Genomic DNA, 365 nt, shown 5'->3' on the forward strand with positions numbered 1-365 from the left:
TACCCGCCAGGTCGAGGTGGTTGGTCGGTTCATCCAGCAGTAACAGCGAGTAGCGGGCCAGCGACAGCCCGACCAACAGCAGCCGCGCGCGTTCACCGCCGCTCAGCGTGCTCACCGACTGCTGATGCCGCTGCCAGCTAAAGCCGGCGCTAATCAACGCGCGGCGTCGCTGCTCCTCGCTGAGCGGGGCGAACCCGGCCAGCGCCTCGCTCAGGCTGTGCCCGTCGCGCAGCGTTTGCTGGTGCTGATCGTAGTAACCGATGCGCACGCGCGGGTGGAAGGTGATGCCCGGCACCTCCGCCGGGCGCTGCTGATACGCCTGCCACAGCTGCTGCAGCAGTGAGGATTTACCGCTGCCGTTGCGC

At 67.9% G+C, this 365-nt stretch carries 1 protein-coding gene; it reads right to left on the reverse strand.

Annotated elements, in window-relative coordinates; translation table 11 throughout:
* On the reverse strand, positions 1-365 hold a 365-nt coding region (locus NV64_RS23965), incomplete at both ends, for an ATP-binding cassette domain-containing protein (protein WP_233208951.1).

This window comes from Erwinia sp. B116 (assembly GCF_002865965.1).
Lineage (GTDB): Bacteria > Pseudomonadota > Gammaproteobacteria > Enterobacterales > Enterobacteriaceae > Erwinia.